Annotated in this window: 17 protein-coding genes and 1 pseudogene; 5 read left to right on the top strand and 13 right to left on the bottom strand. The window is 73.7% G+C overall.

What is annotated here, in order from left to right:
- Positions 1–203 precede the first annotated feature (203 nt).
- A complete protein-coding gene (locus ABZX65_RS15730) occupies positions 204–980 on the top strand; it encodes an IclR family transcriptional regulator (RefSeq protein ID WP_355338986.1) in 777 nt (258 codons plus the stop codon).
- A gap of 79 nt (positions 981–1,059) precedes the next feature.
- Here the strand turns inward: ABZX65_RS15730 and ABZX65_RS15725 are convergent, their stop codons facing one another.
- Positions 1,060–1,377 carry a DUF5955 family protein gene (locus ABZX65_RS15725; RefSeq protein WP_355338983.1) on the bottom strand — a complete coding sequence of 106 codons (318 nt, stop codon included), beginning with the start codon at positions 1,375–1,377 and terminating at the stop codon, positions 1,060–1,062.
- Positions 1,378–1,449: 72 nt separating this feature from the next.
- Positions 1,450–3,165, bottom strand: coding sequence for a hypothetical protein (locus ABZX65_RS15720; protein ID WP_355338980.1), 1,716 nt, complete (start codon positions 3,163–3,165; stop codon positions 1,450–1,452).
- Between the two features lie 118 nt (positions 3,166–3,283).
- On the opposite strand from ABZX65_RS15720, the gene ABZX65_RS15715 reads away from it, so the two are divergent.
- The 3 genes from ABZX65_RS15715 to ABZX65_RS15705 all read left to right on the top strand — a co-directional run bounded on the left by ABZX65_RS15715 (position 3,284) and on the right by ABZX65_RS15705 (position 6,263).
- On the top strand, positions 3,284–3,949 hold the full coding sequence (locus tag ABZX65_RS15715; protein WP_355338977.1) for a nucleotidyltransferase family protein: 666 nt from the start codon (positions 3,284–3,286) through the stop codon (positions 3,947–3,949).
- 129 nt (positions 3,950–4,078) lie between these two features.
- Complete coding sequence (aceB, locus tag ABZX65_RS15710) at positions 4,079–5,698, top strand: malate synthase A (protein WP_355338974.1); 1,620 nt, start codon at positions 4,079–4,081, stop codon at positions 5,696–5,698.
- 76 nt (positions 5,699–5,774) lie between these two features.
- On the top strand, positions 5,775–6,263 hold the full coding sequence (locus tag ABZX65_RS15705) for a GNAT family N-acetyltransferase (RefSeq protein ID WP_355338971.1): 489 nt from the start codon (positions 5,775–5,777) through the stop codon (positions 6,261–6,263).
- Here ABZX65_RS15705 and ABZX65_RS15700 read toward each other — a convergent pair.
- The 8 genes from ABZX65_RS15700 to ABZX65_RS15665 form a co-directional block, all read right to left on the bottom strand.
- The gene (locus tag ABZX65_RS15700) at positions 6,244–7,035 is read right to left on the bottom strand and encodes an NAD(P)H-binding protein (RefSeq protein ID WP_355339494.1); all 792 of its coding nucleotides are present in this window, start codon (positions 7,033–7,035) and stop codon (positions 6,244–6,246) included. The genes ABZX65_RS15705 and ABZX65_RS15700 overlap by 20 nt on opposite strands.
- A gap of 393 nt (positions 7,036–7,428) precedes the next feature.
- Complete coding sequence (locus ABZX65_RS15695) at positions 7,429–8,799, bottom strand: 8-oxoguanine deaminase (RefSeq protein WP_355338968.1); 1,371 nt, start codon at positions 8,797–8,799, stop codon at positions 7,429–7,431.
- A gap of 11 nt (positions 8,800–8,810) precedes the next feature.
- A complete protein-coding gene (gene pucL / locus ABZX65_RS15690) occupies positions 8,811–9,749 on the bottom strand; it encodes a factor-independent urate hydroxylase (RefSeq protein ID WP_355338965.1) in 939 nt (312 codons plus the stop codon).
- 5 nt (positions 9,750–9,754) lie between these two features.
- A complete protein-coding gene (uraH, locus tag ABZX65_RS15685) occupies positions 9,755–10,132 on the bottom strand; it encodes a hydroxyisourate hydrolase (RefSeq protein ID WP_355338962.1) in 378 nt (125 codons plus the stop codon).
- On the bottom strand, positions 10,129–10,704 hold the full coding sequence (uraD, locus tag ABZX65_RS15680; RefSeq protein ID WP_355338959.1) for a 2-oxo-4-hydroxy-4-carboxy-5-ureidoimidazoline decarboxylase: 576 nt from the start codon (positions 10,702–10,704) through the stop codon (positions 10,129–10,131). Before uraD ends, uraH begins: the two co-directional genes overlap by 4 nt.
- Positions 10,705–10,806: 102 nt before the next feature.
- Positions 10,807–11,202: a helix-turn-helix domain-containing protein gene (locus ABZX65_RS15675; RefSeq protein WP_317452687.1), complete on the bottom strand. Its 396-nt coding sequence runs from the start codon at positions 11,200–11,202 to the stop codon at positions 10,807–10,809.
- Positions 11,199–11,468, bottom strand: coding sequence for a hypothetical protein (locus ABZX65_RS15670; RefSeq protein WP_355338956.1), 270 nt, complete (start codon positions 11,466–11,468; stop codon positions 11,199–11,201). Before ABZX65_RS15670 ends, ABZX65_RS15675 begins: the two co-directional genes overlap by 4 nt.
- A 22-nt stretch (positions 11,469–11,490) precedes the next feature.
- Positions 11,491–12,879, bottom strand: coding sequence for an amidohydrolase (locus ABZX65_RS15665; RefSeq protein ID WP_355338953.1), 1,389 nt, complete (start codon positions 12,877–12,879; stop codon positions 11,491–11,493).
- A 215-nt stretch (positions 12,880–13,094) separates the two neighbouring features.
- Here ABZX65_RS15665 and ABZX65_RS15660 point away from each other — a divergent pair, with 215 nt between their 5' ends.
- Positions 13,095–13,283 carry a thiazolylpeptide-type bacteriocin gene (locus tag ABZX65_RS15660; RefSeq protein WP_093711265.1) on the top strand — a complete coding sequence of 63 codons (189 nt, stop codon included), beginning with the start codon at positions 13,095–13,097 and terminating at the stop codon, positions 13,281–13,283.
- A 116-nt stretch (positions 13,284–13,399) separates the two neighbouring features.
- On the opposite strand, the gene ABZX65_RS15655 is transcribed toward ABZX65_RS15660, so the two are convergent.
- From ABZX65_RS15655 to ABZX65_RS15645, 3 genes and pseudogenes are all read right to left on the bottom strand, one after another.
- Positions 13,400–15,514, bottom strand: a complete 2,115-nt coding sequence (locus ABZX65_RS15655; protein ID WP_355338949.1) for a TOMM precursor leader peptide-binding protein — start codon at positions 15,512–15,514, stop codon at positions 13,400–13,402.
- Positions 15,511–16,272, bottom strand: coding sequence for an ABC transporter permease (locus tag ABZX65_RS15650; RefSeq protein WP_188281751.1), 762 nt, complete (start codon positions 16,270–16,272; stop codon positions 15,511–15,513). The genes ABZX65_RS15655 and ABZX65_RS15650 overlap by 4 nt, the downstream gene beginning before the upstream one ends.
- 152 nt (positions 16,273–16,424) lie before the next feature.
- Positions 16,425–17,330 (bottom strand): annotated as a pseudogene (locus ABZX65_RS15645) (ABC transporter ATP-binding protein); the annotation flags it as partial.
- Positions 17,331–18,283: the final 953 nt, after the last annotated feature.

The raw sequence follows: 18,283 nt of genomic DNA, 5'->3' as shown, positions 1-18,283 counted from the left end.
AGGAAGATCCCGCACACCGTCAAGGGCGTGTAAGCTTCCGCAGAGCGGAAACTGCATTTCGCAACACCGTCGGCACGGCTGGTGACCTGGCCGCCGACGCCTTCGCGCACTGCCGCACCGCCGCACCGCCGTACCGCCGCACCGCCGCACCGCCGCACCGCCATGATTGCCGACGAACGCCGACCTTGCCGAGGGGATCGCACGTGTCTGCTGACCGCGCCGGGGGCGTCCAGTCCCTCGAACGGGCCTTTGACCTGCTGGAGCGCATGGCGGACGCGGGCGGCGAGGTGGGGCTCAGCGAGCTGTCCTCCAGCAGCGGGCTCCCGCTGCCGACCATCCACCGCCTGATGCGCACCCTCGTGAGCTGCGGATACGTCCGCCAGCAGCCGAACCGCCGCTACGCGCTCGGCCCCCGCCTGATCCGCCTCGGCGAGACCGCCTCCCGCCTGCTCGGCACCTGGGCCCGCCCCTACCTCGCCGAACTGGTCGAGGCCACCGGCGAGACCGCCAACATGGCGCTGCTCGACGGCGACGAGGTCGTCTACGTGGCCCAGGTCCCCTCCCGCCACTCCATGCGGATGTTCACCGAGGTCGGCCGCCGCGTCCTCCCCCACTCCACCGGCGTCGGCAAGGCCCTGCTCGCCGACGTTCCCCCGGAGGAGGTACGCGCCCTGCTCGCCCGGACCGGCATGCCCGCCGCCACCGACCGCACCATCACCGACCCGGACGTCTTCCTCACCGAACTCGGCCGCATCCGCGCGATGGGCTACGCCGTGGACGACAACGAACAAGAGGTCGGCGTCCGCTGCCTCGCCGTCACCGTCCCCGACTCCCCCACCGCCGCCGCCATCTCCATCTCCGGCCCGGCCGGCCGCGTCACCGAATCCGCCACCGACAAGATCATCCCCGTCCTCCACGAGGTGGCCCAGGCCCTGTCGCTCGCCCTGGCCACCACGACGGCGCCGTCGCCGTCCTCCTGAGGCGCACCGCCTGCGCCCGCGCGTGGACCGGGACCGACCCACGCACGGGCGGCGCCCGCGAAGAACGGCACCCGCACGGTCAGCACGTCGGCGTCGCGCGCTCCACCGTTTCGTGCAGCTCCGCGAGCGGTTCGGTCAGGGCGCTGACCGAACCGAGAGCGGCGGCGACGAGTAAAAGAGAGTGCCGAACGGCCTCGGCGTCGCGTATCGCGGCCGGCGCCGGCTGCGCGGCGAGCCTGGCCAGGACGGCCAGCTCGTCCTCCGCGACGGCGCGGTCCGGCAACGCCGGGCGATACGCCGCGAGTTCCCGTTGAACGCGAGCCACCGCCGCCCGTAATTCCGCCGCCCCCGGCGCACTGACCACCTGTGTCTCCCCCAGCGCGTACTTCTGCCTCACACCCACTCCGCCCCCGGTTCTCCGACGTGGCCTCCGGGGCCGATCAGTTAACGCGAAGCGAAGCCGGTCGCGCTATACGGTCTTCGAAAAATGCGCCAAATTCACGGTGCCGAGCGCTTGTGGGTTTGGAATGCCGTCCTGGTTGGCCTCGGCGCTGCGCCCCTCGGTCCGCCACACGGTGACGTCCAGACTGGCACTGGGTGCCGGAGCGCCCTTCGGCGTCAGCGCGCGGAAGACGACCAGCGCGACCGTGCCGTCGGCGGACTGTACGCAGACGCGCGAGCCCGCGCTCACCGAGTCCCGCGGGATGGAAGGGCTTGCGGCGGCGCCGCGGCAGCCCTCGAGGGTGTCGGGCGCGGCCGGGTCCAGCAGGGCGACGGTGCCGTGGGCGGGGTCGGTGCCGAACGCCTCGGGCTCCGGGGTGAAGCCGATGTCCCCGGTGAAGGGGCCGGGGAGCACCACGGGCGGGTCCTGGGTCAGCGACAGGCCCGAGCCCGCCGGGAGCCGTATGCCCGCGTAACGGATGCCGCTCGGCTGCTCGGGTGCGCCGGTCGCGTCCCCGCCTCCTGCGCCGGAGTCCGGCGGCGAGGTGGTGGGCGCCGCGGCGGGCGCGGTGGAGGCGGTGGACGCGCCGCTCGCGCGGTGGTCGTCGTCGGAGCGGTCGAGGAGGACGGCCCCGACGGCGGCCACGACCGCCAGGGCGGCGACCGCCGCCAGGACGGTGCCGCCCCGGCGCCGGGCGGGCGGGCGCGGGAGGTGCGGCAAGTGCGGCAGGTGGGGGCGGTACGGTACGTGCCCGGCGCTCGGCCGCGCCCACCCGTAGTGCAGCGATCCCGGATGCCCGGTCGGCGGCGCCACCGGTATCGGCGGCGCGGGCGGCGGCATCGCCGGAACGATCGCCGCCAGCAGCGCGGGCGGCAGCCACCGGTCCGCCCGCCGCCGCGACGCGTCGGGCGCCGCCTGCGCGCACATCGCGATGATCTGCGCGGGCGACGGCCGCAGCGCGGGGTCCTTGATCAGGCACCGCGTCACGATCTCCCGCAGCTCCCCCGGCAGCTCGTTGAGATCCGCCTCCCCGCCCCCCACGGCCGCCCCTCCGACGGCCGCGTACGCGGCGATCAGCCCCAGCGAGAACACATCGGCCGCGGGCCCCCCGGCCTTCCCCGCCAGCTGCTCGGGCGCCAGGAACGCCGCCGCGGCGGGCGGCTCGTCGGCGACGGGTTCCCCCATGAGCGAGACGGGGGCCGGTCCCTGGGCGGGCGAGCCCTCCGCGGCGCCCGCGGGCGCCGTCCGGCTCGCCGACGACGCGGCGGCTGACGTATCGGACGCGGCCACGCCCGTCAGGGCGAAGTCCTTAACGCGCGGGCCGTCGGCGGCGAGGAGGACGTGGGCGGGGGTGAGGGCGGCATGGGTGAGGCCGCGGTGGTGGATGGTGCGCAGCGCTTCGGCGATTCCGGCGACGAGCCGCAGCACGCTGGGGACGGGGAGCGGCCCTGTGGTGGTGACGGCGGTGCGCAGCGAGAGACCGGGCACGTAGGCGGTGGCGAGCCAGGGGCCCGCGCCGGAGTCGTCGGTGCCGCCGTCGACGAAGGGGACGACGTAGGGCCCGCGCACCTGCCGCAGGGCGTGGACGTCGGGCGGGAGCCGGTCGATCAGGCGGAGCGCGACCGGTATGCCGCCCGGCGCGTGCGCGAGGTAGACGCGCCCGCCGAGCCGCGCGCTGATCCGGTAGCCCGGGACGCCGGTCGGATCCTCGGCCGTCAGCGGCTGGAAGTGCTGAGCGCCCATCAGTCCCCGTTCCCTCGGCCGGTCACCGCCCCTTCCGGCCCTCACGCCGACGATACCGGAACACGCCACGCCGACCGCGGCCTGTTCGGCCATGGTCCCGTCACGGTATGCAGGAGTTATGCACACAAAGGGCGAGGTAGCCGGACTGCTGCTGGCGGCCGGTGGCGGGCGGCGGCTGGGCGGGCGGCCGAAGGCGCTGCTGCCGTACGAGGGGCGGCCGTTGGTGGAGCACGCGGTACGGGTGCTGCGCGCGGGCGGCTGCGGCCCGGTGCACGTGGTGCTGGGCGCGGCGGCCGACGAGGTGGTGGAGCGCGCCGACCTCTCCGGCTGCGTGGTGGTGCGCAATCCGCGCTGGGAGGAGGGCATGGGCTCCTCGCTGCGGGCCGGGCTCGCCTCGCTCGCGGCGTCGGCCGACGCCCCGGCCGCGGCGCTGATCGGCCTGGTGGACCAGCCCGGCGTGGGCGCGGCTGCCGTCGCCCGCGTGCTGGCGGCGGCCGGTGGAGGCGAGGCCCTGGTGTCGGCCCTGGCCTGCGCGGTGTACGACGGCAGGCGCGGCCACCCGGTGCTGATCGGGGGCGCCCGCTGGGCCGGGGTCGCGGGCAGCGCCACCGGGGACCGCGGGGCGCGTACGTATCTGCGCGAGCACGCCGACCACACCGTGCTCGTGGAGTGCGGTGACATCGGCGACCCGGCCGATATCGACACCCCCGCCGACCTGGGGCTTCTCCGGCCCGCCCCGGACCCGGCGGAGCCTGCGGCTGCACCCCGTGCCACAAAGCGTTGAACTTCCGCACTGTGAAATCTATACTCCACCTTGCAGAACCGCCCGTACCTCGGACCGGCCCTGGCACCCGGTGCCAGTCCCGCACCCCGGCGGGCGCCAGACACACTCGCACTCTGGAGCAGTGACAGCATGTCCGCATCAGCGCCGTCTCCGGCCGTCGTCTCCGAGGCCGCCGGGCCCGTCCCCCGCGCGGAGGAGGTGCTGACCCCCGAGGCGCTGGTGTTCCTCGCCGAGCTGCACCGCCGTTTCGCGCCCCGCCGCGCCGAGTTGCTGGCCCGCCGCCAGGAGCGGCGCGCCGGGATCGCCCGCACCGGCACCCTCGACTTCCTCCCGGAGACCGCGCACATCCGGGACGGCGACTGGCGGGTCGCCCCCGCGCCCGCCGCGCTCGACGACCGCCGGGTGGAGATCACCGGCCCCACCGACCGCAAGATGACCATCAACGCGCTGAACTCCGGCGCGCGGATCTGGCTCGCCGACTTCGAGGACGCCTCCGCCCCCACCTGGGAGAACGTCATCGGCGGCCAGGTCAACATGATCGACGCCTACGAGCGCAGGATCGACTTCACCTCCCCCGAGGGCAAGTCGTACGCGCTCGGCGACCCGGCGGACCTGGCCACCGTCGTGATGCGCCCGCGCGGCTGGCACCTGCCGGAACGCCACCTCACCGTGGACGGCGAGCAGATCCCCGGCGGCCTGGTCGACTTCGGCCTGTACTTCTTCCACAACGCCCAGCGGCTGATCGACCTCGGCAAGGGCCCGTACTTCTACCTGCCCAAGACCGAGTCGCACCTCGAAGCCCGGCTGTGGAACGACGTGTTCGTCTTCGCGCAGGACTACGTGGGCGTCCCGCAGGGCACCGTGCGCGCGACCGTGCTGATCGAGACGATCACCGCCGCGTACGAGATGGACGAGATCCTGTACGAACTGCGCGACCACGCCTCGGGGTTGAACGCGGGCCGCTGGGACTACCTCTTCTCCATCGTCAAGAACTTCCGTGACGGCGGCGCCCGTTTCGTGCTCCCGGACCGCAACGCGGTGACGATGACGGCCCCGTTCATGCGTGCGTACACCGAACTGCTGGTGCGCACCTGCCACAAGCGCGGCGCGCACGCGATCGGCGGGATGGCCGCCTTCATCCCGTCCCGGCGCGACGCGGAGGTCAACAAGGTCGCGTTCGAGAAGGTCAGGGCGGACAAGGACCGTGAGGCCGGGGACGGTTTCGACGGCTCGTGGGTCGCGCACCCCGACCTGGTGCCGATCGCCCGCGCCTCCTTCGACGCGGTCCTCGGCGACCGGCCGAACCAGAAGGACCGGCTGCGCGAGGACGTGCACGTCACCGCGGCCGAGCTGATCGACATCGCCTCGCTGGACGCGAAGCCGACCTTCGACGGGCTGCGCAACGCGGTGCAGGTCGGCACCCGTTACATCGAGGCGTGGCTGCGCGGCCTCGGCGCGGTGGCGATCTTCAACCTGATGGAGGACGCCGCCACCGCCGAGATCTCCCGCTCGCAGATCTGGCAGTGGATCAACGCGGGGGTCGTCTTCGAGAACGGCGAGAAAGCGACCCACGACCTCGTGCTGCGGGTGGCCGCCGACGAACTCGCCGCGATCCGCGAGGAGATCGGCGAGGAGGCGTTCGCGGCGGGCAAGTGGACCGAGGCCCATGAGCTGCTGCTGCGCACGGCGCTCGACGCGGAGTACGTCGACTTCCTGACGCTGCCCGCCTACGAGTTGCTGGCGGACTGAGCCCCGGCGCCCGGGAACGGCCGCCGCGCCGAAACGCGCTTGCACCCGGCGCCGGCGGCCGTTCATGCTGCTCCGCATGCTCATCCGTGATGTGACCGAGGCCGACTGGCCGCTGATCTGGCCGTTCCTGCGGCGGATCTGCGTGGACGGCGAGACCTTCAGCTATCCGACGGACATCCCGGAGGCGACGGCCAGGGACTACTGGCTGCTCGCGCCGCCCGCGCGGACGGTCGTGGCCGTCGGCGACGACGGCACGGTGCTCGGCACCGCCAAGATGAACGCCAACCAGGGCGGCAACGCCGCCCATGTCTCCAGCGCCAGCTTCATGGTCGACCCCGCGCACCGCGGCCGCGGTGCGGGCCGCGCGCTGTGCGAGGAGGCGCTGCGCTGGGCGGAGCGCGAGGGCTTCCGCGCCATGCAGTTCAACGCCGTGGTGGAGTCCAACACGTACGCGGTGAAGCTGTACGAGTCACTGGGCTTCCGGGTGATCGGTACGGTCCCCGAGGGGTTCCGGCATCCGCGTCTGGGCTATGTCGGCCTGCACATCATGCACCGGGCGCTGTGAGCCCCGGCTTCCTCGGCGGGGTGCGGGCGGCGAGCCAGGAGTCGTAGGTGATCCGGCCGTCGGCGTGATCGGGGGTCAGATTGCCGCCCGCGCGCAGCGCGCCCGCCAGGGCGCCGGGCAGCCGCAGCGGTACGACGAGCCTGCGGCGGCCCGCCGCGCGCAGGGTCGCGCGGGTCAGATCGGCGGCGCTGCGGATCTGCGGACCGCCCAAGTCCGGTGCGTGGCCCACGGGTTCGCCTCCGGCCAGCTCCGCGAGCCGGTCCGCGACCTCGGTGACGTCGACCGGCTGGAAGCTCACTCCGGACAGCGTCAGGATCGCGGGCAACCGCCGCTGCGCGACGGTGAGCCGGGCCACCAGATCGTGGAACTGCGTGGTGCGCAGCACCGTCCACGGCAGCCCGCACTGCTCCACGACGGTCTCCGCGGCGAGTTTGGCGCGGTAGTAGCCGAGCGGGACGCGGTCGACGCCGACGATCGAGATGTACACCAGGTGCGGGTCGCCGCCCGCGCGCACCGCCGCTCCGGTCAGCCGCTCGGTGGCCTCGACGTCGCCGCGGCCGTTGGTGGTCGCGCAGTGCGCGATCGTGCCGACGCCGTCGAAGAGCGCGCCGTCGATGCCGACGCCGGTCCGCAGGTCGCCGACCGCCCACTCGTACGGCCGCGCGTCGTCGGCCCCGCGCGGGCCGCGGCTGAGCACGCGTACCGGGCGGCCGGCGGCGAGCAGCCGGTCGACCAGCGCGCGGCCGAGGGTGCCGGTGCCGCCGGTGACCAGGGTGACGGCCCCCGTGGCGGGCTCGGCGGCGGAGCCTTCGGCGGGTACGGGCTCGGTCGGGCTCACGGGCGCTCACCTCTGGCTGTGGCGGGATCCTGCCTGCCGCGCCCCGCACCCGGCGGGGTGCGGACGTCCGGCTGAACGCATAGTAAACGGCGCGGAGCGGGAGGTCGTCGCGTACCCGCCGTGGCGCCCGGCCCGGTGGGCGCGCCGGGGTGCGGGCCGTGGTGCGGGCCGTCGTTTCGGGGAGGCACCGCCCCCGGAGCCGCGGGGCCGACCGTGGTCCCACGGTCCGGGGGCGGTGTCGCCGGACCCGTGTCAGGACAGGGTCCGGCTACCGGTCGGGGGCCGTCCCTCCCCGACCGGTCGCTTTTCGCGGCGGTGCCTACGGTGTTACGCCAGGCCCGCGATCCGCGCGAGGCGCTGCGCCTCGGTCCTGGTCAACCGCGCGATGGCGTCCTCGTCGGCGCGGGTGAGCCGGTTGTTCTCGACCACCGGCACACCGTTGACCAGCGACAGGGTGACCGGGGCCGCCGCGCCGAAGACCAGCGCGGCGACGGGGTCGGCGATCGAGGCGTGCGCGATGCCGTCGAGCTTCCACAGCACGAGGTCGGCGAGCTTCCCGGCCTCCAGGGAGCCGATCTCGGCGGTACGGCCGAGCACGCGCGCGCCGCCGTACGTGCCCAGGCGCAGGGCCTGACGGGCGTTCAGCGCCTTCTCGCCGCCGCCGAGGCGGTTGATGAGCAGGGCGTTGCGCAGTTCGGTGTGGAGTTCACCGGACTCGTTGGACGCGGTGCCGTCCACGCCGAGGCCGACCGGGACCCCGGCGGCGAGCATGTCGGGCACCCGCGCGATGCCCGCGGCGAGCCGGGCGTTGGACGACGGGCAGTGCGCGACGCCGGTCCCGGTCCGGGCGAAGGCGGCGATGTCGGAGTCGTTCATGTGGACGCAGTGCGCCATCCACACGTCGTCGCCGAGCCAGCCGGTGGACTCGAAGTAGTCCGTCGGGCCCATGCCGAACAGCTCGTGGCAGAACTTCTCCTCCTCCACCGTCTCGCTGCCGTGCGTGTGCAGCCGGACGCCCTTGCGGCGGGCCAGCACCGCGGCCTCGCGCAGCAGTTCGGTGGAGACCGAGAAGGGCGAGCAGGGCGCGGCGGCGATGTGCAGCATCGAGCCGAAGGAGGCGTCGTGGTGGGTGTCGATGGCCTCCTCGGTCGCGAGCAGCGCGCCCTCGGTGGTCTCCACGGCGAAGTCCGGCGGCAGTCCGCCGTCGCTCTTGCCGCGGTCCATCGAGCCGCGGGCGGCGGTGAAGCGCACGCCCAGTTCGGCGGCGGCGCGGATCTCGGCGCCGAGCAGGTCGCCCGAACCGCGCGGGAAGACGTAGTGGTGGTCCATCGCGGTGGTGACGCCGCCGCGGGCCATCACGCCGAGCGAACCGGAGGCCGCCGCGTAGACCATCCGCTCGTCGATCCGCGCCCAGGTCGGGTACAGCTCGACCAGCCAGTTGAAGAGGTTGCTGTTCTGGGCGAGGCCGCGGGTGATCCACTGGTAGAAGTGGTGGTGGGTGTTGACCAGGCCGGGGGTGACGAGGTGTCCGGTGCCGTCGATCCGGCGGGTGACGTTCTCCAGACCGGCCGGTGCGGGGCCCGCTGCGACGGACTCGATCAGATTGTCCGCGACGACGACGTGCCCGGTGGCGTACTCGGTGTCGTCGGCGTCGACGGTCGCGACGCCGCAGTTCTCGATGACGATGCGGTTGCTCATGATGGTGCCTCTCAGTCCGTCACCGGGATGCGGGGCTCGGCGCCGTCACGCAGCACGGTGCCCTCGATGAGGCCGTACGGACGGTCGGCCGCGAGATAGACCTCGTTGTCGTTCTTGAGGCCGAACGGCTCCAGGTCGACCAGGAAGTGGTGCTTGTTGGGCAGTGAGAGCCGGACCTCGTCCACGTAGGAGCGGCTGGTGATGACCCGCGAGCCCATCGCGTAGAGGGTCTGCTGGAGCGAGAGCGAGTACGTCTCGGCGAACGCCTCCAGCAGGTCCGTGCGGACCTGCCCGTACGCCTTCTCCCACTGCGGGGCGCGCCGCTCGTCGCTGGTCCAGTTGAACCGCCAGCGGGCGGTGACCTCGGTGGCGAGGATGCGGTCGTACGCCTCTTTGAGGGTCGTGTACTCGTCCTTGACGAAGCCCCAGAACTCGGAGTTGGTGGAGTTCATGACCACCAGGTCCTTCAGGCCGGAGACGACCTGCCAGTTCTCGCCGTCGTAGCCGACCTCGGTGGTGCGGGTCTCCTGGCCCTTGCGGACGAAGGAGTGCTGGATCTCGTCGGCGCCGATGAAGCGGGAGCCCGCCTCGGAGGCGGCGATCCGCTCCCAGGAGTACTCCTCTATCCGTATCCGCGCCCGCTTGATCGGCTCCTGGCTGGTGACGAAGTGCCGGGCGAGGTGGATGCCGAACTGCTCGGCGGACTCGATGCCGTGTTCCTTGGCGAAGGCGAACACCGTGTTCTTGGTGGTGTCGGTCGGCAGCACGTTGGCGTTGGAGCCGGACAGGTGCACGTCGTCCATGTCGCCGGAGAGCGCGACCGAGACGTTCAGGTCCTTGATGTGGTGCGTGCCGCCCTCGCGGGTGATCCTGACGACACGGTTCTCTGCCTTGCCGTACTGGTTCTGGCCGAGAAAAACCGGGTGGGACGGGCGGGAAGTGGCGGTCATCGGTGCTAGCTCCCTCGGTATACGGAGTAGCCGAACGGATTGAGCAGCAGCGGTACGTGATAGTGCTCGCCCGGCCTGACGGCGAAGACGATCGCCACCTCCGGGAAGAAAGCTCCGCTGTCCCTTGCGCGGGGGGCGTCCTGCTGTGCGTTGGCTTGGCGGGTGAGGTACGGCTCCACGTCGAAGTGCAGCCGTACGTAGGTGGTGCCTTCCGGCAGGGCCGGGAGATCCTTGCAGCGGCCGTCGGCGTCAGTCTTGGACGACCCGTGCGGCGACCAGATCCCGCCGGACGAGGCGCGCACCGACAGATGGACGGGCACGCCTTCCGCCGGGCGGCCGACGCTCGTGTCCAGGATGTGCGTGGACACCGACGTGTCGGTCATGAGGGATCTCCTTCGGACGCGGCCTCGCGTGCGGCTCCGGCTCCGGCGGTGGCACTGGTGCCGGTCCCGGTATCGGCTCCGGCTCCGGCGAGGCGGGTGAGCCGGATGCGGTTGATCTTTCCCAGTTCGGCGCGGACGATCTCGCGTTCGGTGTCCGTGTCGTTGCCGATCCGCTCCTTGAGGGCGGCCAGCATCTGCTCACCGGTCCTGCCGGTGGCGCAGATCAGGAAGACATGGCCGTGCGCATCCTGGTAGGCCAGGTTGAGCGCGAGCAGTTCCTCGCGCTCGGCCGCGCCGACCCCGCTCTGCTCCCGCGCCGACGTGGCGTCGCCCGGGGTCGGGCGGCCGACCGGCGGGTGTCCGGCCATCGCCTGCGCGAGGTCGTCCGCGGTGAGCGCCGCCATGGCGGTGTCGCTCGCCGCGAGCAGGTCGTCGAGGCGGTCGTACGGCCGTCCGGCGGCCAGCGCGGCGTCCCACGCCGTACTGGCGCACACCTCGTGGAGCAGCGCGGACGCCGCTGACGAGGTGGCCTCATTGAGCCGGGAGAGACCCGGCGATGCGCTGGAAGTCACAGTCGCAAGCTAAGAGCCGCCGCCGTACGACGTCAACAGTTTGTTGAAAACTTCCGGTAACAAAGCCGTCCGGGGGCGGACGGAAGAGGAAACAACGGCCGGTCACTCGCTCTCGCGGGCACTCTTCTCGCTGTTCAGGGCGTTCTCCCTGTTCAGGTAGTTGTAGACGGTGAAGCGGCTGACGCCGAGCGCGGACGCGACGGTCTCCACGCCGTGCCGCACGGAGAAGGCGCCGCGCTCCTCCAGGATGCGGACGACGGTCTGCTTGTCCTTGCGGCCCAGGGCGGGCAGCGAGCCGTGCCGGCGTTCGAGGTCGGCGAGCAGGTGGTCGAGGGAGTCGGCCAGATGGGGCAGCCGGACGGCCACCACCTCCTCGCCCTCCCAGCTCAGCACCACGTCGTCGCCGCGCGCCTCGTCCGGCGCGACCATCTCCGCGCCCATCGCGTCCACCAGCGGCTTCACCGCCGCGGCGAAGGGGTGCCCCCCGGTGCCCGTCACTTGCCGTCCTCCTGCGCCCGCCCGGCCGCCGCGACCACGTTGACCTGGAGCGACACCCGGGTGGCGCCCGCCGCCAGCGTGCGCCGCAGCAGCTCCGCGACGGACGCGACGACCGCGTCGGCCTCGCCCTCGGCGGTGTTGCCGAACGGGCCGACGTCCACCGCGTCGAGCGACGCGCCCTCGACCACCTCACGGGCCACCACCGCGTGCTCGGGCGGCTCGTCCAGGTCGAACGGCTCGGTCGTGAATTCCAGCCTCAGTCTCACCAGGGCCCCTCGGGTGGCTGCGCTACGTGCCCGCCGTCCCCCGCCCTGCCGGACGGTCCTGCCGGGACGGCGTCGTCGATACGCTCGACGCGGTCGATGCGACCTTAACCGACGGCATACGGGCCTGTACCGCCACAGTCATCGCCGCGATACCCGCTTCGAGGGTGAGGCGGGGGTGCGGGGCGAACCGCGAGGAGTGGTTCGGCGGCAGCGCCGCCAGCCGCCCGGCCGTGTCCGTGTCGCCGCGGCCCGCCTCGACCCACTGCCGGGGGCCGACCGCGCCGAGCATCCAGTAGCCGGTCCGTATCCCCGGCACGCCGTGCAGCGCGCGGCCCGCGTCCCCGTACAGCGCGAAGTCCTCCGTGGCCGTCGACGGCTGCCAGCGGGTGACGCGCTGCGGACCGAAGGCGGCCTCGTGGGCGCGGCGCACGGCGGTGGTCAGCTCGGCGTCGGGCACGGTGGGGCAGGAACGGGACAGGACGCGCAGGTCGGGAGCGGGCGGCTGCGGGTCGGGCGAGGCGGCGGACTCGGCGCGCGCGATCCGGTGGACGGCGGCCACGGCCCGGTCGAGCGCGGCGTCGGAGAAGGCCCGCACGGTCACCTGGAGGGTCGCGGAGTCCGCGATGACGTTCCCCGCGCCGGGCGTGCCCGCCCGTACCGAGCCGACCGTGAGCACCAGCGGCTCGCCGGGACCCGTCTCGCGCGACACGACGGTCTGGAGGCGCAGGACGACCGCCGCGGCCGTGATCACCGGGTCGGCGGCGAACTGCGGTGTGGACGCGTGGCCGCCGCGGCCGTACAGCACGATCTCCAGGGTGACGCTGCCCGCGAGCAGCGGGCCCTGCGCGTGCGCGACCATGCCCGCGGGCAGCGGCACCACATGCTGCGCGAGGACGTCGTCGGGCACGGGGAAGCGCCGGTAGAGGCCGTCGGCGAGCATGGCGGCGGCGCCGCTGAGCGTCTCCTCGGCCGGCTGGCCGACGACGACGAGCGTGCCCTGCCACCGGTCGGCGGCCCCCGCGAGCGACGCCGCCGCGCCCGCCGCGCACGCCAGGTGCATGTCGTGGCCGCAGGCGTGCATGACGGGGACGGGGGCGCCGTCGGGTCCCGCGGCGGTGGCGGAACTGGCGTACGCCAGGCCGGTGTTCTCGCGTACGGGGAGGGCGTCCAGCTCCGCGCGGAGCATGACGACGGGGCCGGGGCCGTTGGCCAGCACCCCGACCACGCCGTGGCCGCCGACGCCGCGTTCGACGCGCAGTCCCGCGGCCCTGAGCGCGGCGGCGAAGCGGGCGGCGGTGCGCTCCTCGGCCCCGGACAGCTCGGGGTGCCGGTGCAGGTCCAGATACAGCTCGGCGGCGCGGGTCAGGACGGCGTCGGAGACGGTTCCTGAGACGGGCGGGAGCCCGGACATGGGTCCGGATACGGGTGTGGGTCCGGTCGGCGGGTTCATCGGGCGCTCCGGGCGGGGGTCGGGGGCGGGGGTGCCGGAATGCGGGTCACGTGACAGGGGCGGCGGGCGGTGCAAGCGGGATGACAGCGGGCGGCAGGGTGATTCGCCAGTGGACGCGCGTAGAAAGATGGGGCCGGCCCGTCGCGGGCCGCGCTCCCTGCTGAGAAGGAGTCATCATGGCTGACATCTCCAAGCTGGACACGCCGCTCGCCTCTCTGGCCCAGGAGATCCTGGAGCTCGAGTCGGAGACCTTCGAGATCACCGACTACTCGGACGCCAGCGAGGTCATGCTCGGCTCGTCGACGAGCTGCTCCAGCACCAGCACCTGCTCCAGCACCACCAGCACCACGAGCTGCACCGCCTGACGAGCCACCACCCGCTTCACGCTCCGCGGACCGGCCTCCCCGGTCCGCGGAGTAGTCATGTCGCGGCGTCGTCATCGTCGGTTTCCTCGGAGATTCCTCAGGGTTCCTGCGGGTTCCTACGGGAACGGGTGCGGCACCCGGCGCACCTCGTCGTCGCGCAGGTCGTCGGGGCGCAGGCCGCCGCGGCGCTGTGCGGTACGCAGCCGGGGCATGGTCAGCGCGCGCTGCCGCGGCCAGCCGAAGTCGATCGGCAGCAGACCTGGCGCGAGCGTGCAGACCGTCCGCAGGCCCATCCGCCGCTGCTCCGGGGTGGTCTGGTCGACCACCACGACATCGCATCCGGCGCGCGCCAGTTCGTCCCGGCACCACAGGACGTCGTCGCGCAGGTCGAGCCCGCGCGGCCGGTCCCGCTCCCACCGCGCATAGATCTCGTCCAACGGCCTTACGGCGGGCGGCTCCAGGTAGCTGCCGACGTGCTCCCTCATCCGCGGCAGGCCGAACAGGGCCGCGTGGTCGGGGAGTCGGCGGACGAGGTCGAAGTCCTCGGCCATCGCCTCCAGTTCGGCCGGACGCTCCGTCACCTGCCGTGGCAGGTGCGGGAGATACGTCAGGATCTCGGAGACCGCCGACTCCACCGCGGTCTCCGGGTCGAAGGCGGCGCCCGCGGCGAAGGCGAGCGTGCCGGGGCCTCCGTCGCGGCGGACGGCGAGGCCGGTGACGACCGGCACGGCGAGGTCGATGCGGTTGTCGAAGGCGTGCACGTCGTAGCCGCACAGCGCCGCCCGGTCGGTCATGGCGCGCACCACCGGGCTGCGGCAGGAGCCGAGGTCGATCTCGGTGAGCCGGGCGTTGCCGTACCAGCCGAGCAGGAACGCGTCGCGTTCGATGAGTTCGAGCAGGCCGAACAGCACGGCCTCCTCCAGGCAACTGCCGATCGCGCAGCCGTTGGAGCACTCGAAGACGAAGTGGTCGGCGGCGGTGCCCGCGCTGTAGTAGACCAGCCGGGCCGGCACCAGCACCTCCCGCTCGTCGCGCAGCGACCAGCCGCGTACCCAGGGGATCGGCCGCGCGGGATCGAAGGGCGCGATCATCGGGTCGGCGGCGTAGGTCTCCGGCGTGTAGAGCCCGCAGTCGCGCGGGTCGAGGGCCGCGTCGCCGAGGTTGTCGTACGAGTCGGTGACGACGCCGCCGGTCTCCCTGCGGTGGGTGCCCGCGTACCGCTCCAGCCCTTCGAGGAACGCCAAGTCCCTGCTGTGCGCGAAGGAGTTGGCCTGGCCGCTCCACGTGACGTCGGTCAGGCCCGCGTAACCGCGCATGAAGACGCTGCCCGCGACGGGCGCGGTGGTCGGCGAGGTGACATCGCTCCAGGTGCCCGCGCCGAGCACCCCGCACACGGGGTTGGCGAGCGCGGCGGTCGGCAGGGCGTACGCGCCGGGCGACCGCAGCCGGTAGCTGTCGGGGGTGGGCTTGTGCCGCGAGACGGGAAAGGGCTCGGCCTCCGGCCCGGTGGCGAGGAAGTGCCCGGGCCCGGACGGGTGGGGCCCGGACGGGCCGGTGCCGGATACGTCGGCGGCGGATACGTCGAGGCCCGCCGCGTCGGGTGCTGGCAGGTCGGGCCGGGTCGGTGCGGTCGTCGCGGGCGGGGCGCCGTGCGGGTGCGGGCACAGCGGATCGGCGAGCAGCGGCACGGTCTGGACGAGGCCGGTCTCCAGGTCGTACCGGGTGACCCGGGGCAGGTCGTGGCCGCCGGTCCCGGCCCCCGTCTCCGAACCGGTCTCCGAGCCGGCCCCCGCCTTCCGCCCGAGGGTCAGTTCGTAGAGGGCCCAGACCGCGTCGACCGTGAAGTCGGGCAGCACGGGCCAGCGCCCGGCGGCGGTACGGGCGAGGCCCGTCTCCAGCGCCTCGCGTTCGGTACGGGTGCGCAGCCGCTGCCAGCGGATGGCCAGGCAGGTGCCGCAGGCGGCCTCGGCGGGCGAGCCGCCCCAGGGGCCGAGGAGCACGGCGTCGGCGGTCAGGTGCACGGTGGCGCGGGCGCGCCGCCCCGCGGTCTCGGCCGGTTCCGGGCGCAGCACATCGGTGCCGCCGACGACGGCGGTCCTGGGCGCGGGCGCGGCGGCGCGGGCGGCTCGCGCGGCCAGTCGCCGTTCCAGGTCGCGGCCCGCGGACTCCAGCGGCGTCTGCCCGGGGATCTCGGGCACGTGAGCGGGCCGTACCGCGGTGTCGAGGCTCATGTCCGGTTGCTCCAGCGGAAGGTGCGGGCGGCGATCAGCCCGAAGACGACGGTGAAGGCGGCCAGGCCGCCGCAGTCGACGGCGAGCGAGGCGAAGTCGGCGCGCCCCGCCAGCACATCGGTGAGGCCGTGGTCGAGGTAACGCAGCGGCAGCACCCACGACATGGTCTGGATCCAGCCGGGCAGCAGGTCCGCCGGGTAGAAGGAGCCGGACAGGAACGCCATCGGGACCATCACGCAGTTGGCGATGGCGGCGACCGCCTCCGGGGTGTCGGCGAGGCTGCCGACGACCAGGCCCATCGCCAGGAAGGCGGCGACGCCGAAGACCAGCAGCGGCAGCGCGAGCGGCCAACTCCCGTCCAGGTGGAGGCCGAAGAAGGGCAGCAGCGCGACCGCCGTGAACAGCACCGCCTGCGACAGACCGACCACGACGGCGACCACGAAGCGCGAGGCGAGGACGGTGGGCAGCGGCGTGGGCGTACGCCAGATCAGCCGCAGGATGTCGTCGCGCCGCCAGTGCATCAGCGCGAAGGCCGGGCCGAACAGCGCCGCGTTGCCGACGCCCCACGAGAGCACGCCGGGTGCCACGTAGTTGATGTACGCCAGGCCCCCGTCGACCGACTGGCCGCGGAAGAGCAGACCGAAGACGACCAGGAAGACCAGCGGGAAGGCGAAGGTGAAGAAGACGGTGGTGCGGTCGCGTATCGACGCCAGGTATGTGGCCCTGGTCAGCGCGGAGTAGGCGGTGGTGGTGGTCATGGACGGTGCTCCGTTCCGACGGCGGCCGTCGTGGTGGCGGTCCCGGTGTCGAGGTCGGGACCGGGACCGGTGTCGGGATCGGGGCCGGTGTCGGGGCCGGTCCCGGTGTCGGGGCCCGAGGCTTCCGCCTTTCCGGCTCCCCCGGCGCCCGGTCCCGTCAGCCGCAGATACGCGTCCTCCAGGGTCGCGGTCCTGGTCTGGATCGCGTCCATGTCGACGAACTCGCCGAGCGCGACCAGCACCCGGTTGGCGTGCCGGGTCTCGACGACGACCTCGGCGCCCTCCAGGAACGCCCGGTCGACGCCCTCGACGGCGCGCGCCTGGTCGAGCGTGATCCGGCCGGCGGGGATCAGCAGCCGCGCGGGCGCGGCCATCGACCTGATCAGCGAGCCGGGGCTGTCGAGCGCCACGACGCGGCCGTCGGCGATGATCGCCACCCGGTCGCACAGCGCCTCCGCCTCGTCCAGGTAGTGCGTGGTGTAGACGATGGTGCGGCCCTCGCCGCGCAGGTCCCGCAGCACCGACCACAGGGCGCGGCGCGCCTCGGGGTCGAGCGCGGCGGTCGGCTCGTCGAGGAAGATCAGGTCGGGCTCGTGGACCAGCGCGGTGGCCAGCGCCAGGCGCTGCCGCTGGCCGCCCGACAGGTCGTCGACCCGGCTGCGCTCCTTGTCCCGCAGCCCGACCAGGTCCATCGCGTGCCGCGCGGCGGCGCGGTCCACGCCCTGGAGCGCGGCGACCGTCTCCAGGTGCTCCCACGCGGTCAGCCGTGTGAAGAAGGCCGACGCCTGGGTCTGCACCCCGATCCGCCGCAGCAGCGCGATGTTCCGCGGCCACGGGCTCTGGCCGAACACGGCGACCTTGCCCGCGTCCGCCTTCCGCATCCCCTCCACGATCTCCACGAGCGTGGTCTTTCCGGCCCCGTTGGGCCCGAGAACGCCGAAGAACTCGCCCTGCTCGACCGTCAGCGACACCCCGTCGAGCGCGTGCACCTCGCCGTACCGCTTGCTGACCCCGACCAGTTCGATCGCCGGCCCCGTCGGACGTGCGGTTCGTTTCATGTCGCCTTTCTCCCGCTCCTGAGGTGTCCCCGCTGACGCGGGCCGTTCAGAGTCCTTCGCGCGCGCTGCGGCACCCGAGGCGCCCGAGGCGGTCGTCGCGGACGACGGCAGGGCGTGCGCCACGCCGGACGGCCGCGCCCCGTCGGCCGCGGACGCCCGCCGCGCGGCCGGGGAGCCGGTGGGCGCCGACGCTCCCGCGCCCGTGGCGCCCGTAGCGGTCGCAGCGGAGCCGCTTCCCGGCCGGAGGTCGGCCGTCTCCCCCGGCGTCCGGCGCGCGAGCGCCGCCTCGCGCATGGCCGCGGCGCGCAGGCCGAGCAGGCGCAGGAGGAGGGCCGCGGCGACCAGGGCCACCGGGAGGTACGGGGTCCAGGTGCGCCAGTCGTCCGGCAGTGCCGCGCGGCACAGCAGTCCGGCCACGGCGAGCGCCGCCAGGGCCAGCACCGCGCAACAGGCGGCGTATCCGCCGTAGATGAGGCGCAGCCGCGTGGGGTAGGCGGCGAGCCGCGCGCGGGCGTTCCGGCCGGAGCCGGGCACTCGGCCAGTCGTCGCGGCGGCAGCCGCGCCGTCCCGGCCGGAGTCGGCCCTCCGCCCGAGCGGGGCACGCGCGGCCACGCCCAGGAACTGGCGGCTCTCGGTGGCCAGTTGGAGCGTGCCCAGGGTGTAACCGAGGGCTTTGTAGCCGTCGAGCGGCGGGAGCGGCAGGAGATTGAGCAGGGCCATGGCGGTGCCGAGGAGGATGAGGCCGCCGAAGAAGGGGAGGGCCTGGGCGTGTTCCGGCAGGAGGGCCCAGACGAGCCAGAACGGCGCGAGGAAGAGGAGGTTCATGACGGCGCCCGCCGCCGCGACGGCGACCTGACGGCCGCGCCGGTCGAGGAACTGGACGTCGTGCACCTCGCAGTAGAGGTACGTCATGAAGCCCCAGACCCGGCGGAGCCCGATCTCCCCGACCCGCA

The sequence above is a fragment of the Streptomyces sp. NPDC003300 genome (assembly GCF_040610915.1).
Classification (GTDB): Bacteria; Actinomycetota; Actinomycetes; order Streptomycetales; family Streptomycetaceae; genus Actinacidiphila.
Note: the sequence above shows the minus strand (reverse complement) of the source record. Positions and strands in the feature narration are given on the sequence as shown.

Bases quoted from the DNA above. Each gene is read 5' to 3' on its own strand.
- ABZX65_RS15720 (WP_355338980.1), bottom strand. From the start codon at position 3,165: ATGGGCGCTCAGCACTTCCAGCCGCTGACGGCCGAGGATCCGACCGGC.
- ABZX65_RS15715 (WP_355338977.1), top strand. From the start codon at position 3,284: ATGCACACAAAGGGCGAGGTAGCCGGACTGCTGCTGGCGGCCGGTGGC.
- aceB (WP_355338974.1), top strand. From the start codon at position 4,079: ATGTCCGCATCAGCGCCGTCTCCGGCCGTCGTCTCCGAGGCCGCCGGG.
- ABZX65_RS15705 (WP_355338971.1), top strand. From the start codon at position 5,775: ATGCTCATCCGTGATGTGACCGAGGCCGACTGGCCGCTGATCTGGCCG.
- ABZX65_RS15695 (WP_355338968.1), bottom strand. From the start codon at position 8,799: ATGAGCAACCGCATCGTCATCGAGAACTGCGGCGTCGCGACCGTCGAC.
- pucL (WP_355338965.1), bottom strand. From the start codon at position 9,749: ATGACCGCCACTTCCCGCCCGTCCCACCCGGTTTTTCTCGGCCAGAAC.
- uraH (WP_355338962.1), bottom strand. From the start codon at position 10,132: ATGACCGACACGTCGGTGTCCACGCACATCCTGGACACGAGCGTCGGC.
- ABZX65_RS15665 (WP_355338953.1), bottom strand. From the start codon at position 12,879: ATGTCCGGGCTCCCGCCCGTCTCAGGAACCGTCTCCGACGCCGTCCTG.
- ABZX65_RS15660 (WP_093711265.1), top strand. From the start codon at position 13,095: ATGGCTGACATCTCCAAGCTGGACACGCCGCTCGCCTCTCTGGCCCAG.
- ABZX65_RS15655 (WP_355338949.1), bottom strand. From the start codon at position 15,514: ATGAGCCTCGACACCGCGGTACGGCCCGCTCACGTGCCCGAGATCCCC.
- ABZX65_RS15650 (WP_188281751.1), bottom strand. From the start codon at position 16,272: ATGACCACCACCACCGCCTACTCCGCGCTGACCAGGGCCACATACCTG.